This is a genomic window from Pseudohalocynthiibacter sp. F2068, from assembly GCF_023015645.1.
In the GTDB taxonomy this organism is placed as follows: domain Bacteria; phylum Pseudomonadota; class Alphaproteobacteria; order Rhodobacterales; family Rhodobacteraceae; genus Pseudohalocynthiibacter; species Pseudohalocynthiibacter aestuariivivens.
Genome location: NZ_JALKAK010000042.1, coordinates 1 through 604, shown reverse-complemented (window position 1 = coordinate 604; position 604 = coordinate 1). Strand labels below are relative to the sequence as shown.

Below are 604 nucleotides of genomic sequence, written 5' to 3'. Positions count from 1 at the left end.
GTCCGCGTCCGATATTTCATCTCTAACACTCCATCTTTCCAAAAAGACTAAAGTGTTGCGACCACCCGTTGAAACCGCCGGGACTTTGCTGCCGTTCGCCGGTGCATTAAGTTCATCCAAACTTCGAGCCGTTTCAATGCGAAAGGAAGAGCCAATGTCCATCGAAATTCGCCCCGCCAAAGTCTTGGAGAACCCTGATCAGTTGAAAGGCTTGGTGCACGATTATCTTGACCATGAAATTCGTGAACTGCGTAAGGTCTCGGGAGTTGCCCTCGACGCTGATGAATTGGTTTCAAATACATTTGATCATATCGACGAGTATCTTCCACCGAATGGGGGTTTGCACCTCGCAATCGATACTGAACAGAAACTTTTGGGATGCGTTTTTCTAAAGATGATCCGTAAGGATGCCTGTGAAGTTAAGCGTCTTTATGTGCGACCATCAGCGCGTGGGATGGGTTTGGGTCGTAAGCTGATGGAAAGCATTCTCAAGGATGCTCGAAACCTAGGCGCAGAAAGCGTTCTATTGGACACAGGCATCTACGACACGGCGGCGCAGGCTTTGTATCTTAAGCTCGGGTTTCGTAAAATCGAATATTATCCA

1 protein-coding gene is annotated in these 604 nt (G+C 48.0%); it reads left to right on the top strand.

Going from position 1 to position 604, the window contains the following annotated elements:
• Positions 1–154: 154 nt before the first annotated feature.
• Positions 155–604, top strand: a 450-nt coding sequence (locus MWU63_RS20325) for a GNAT family N-acetyltransferase (protein ID WP_247079828.1), incomplete at its 3' end; no start/stop codon positions are given.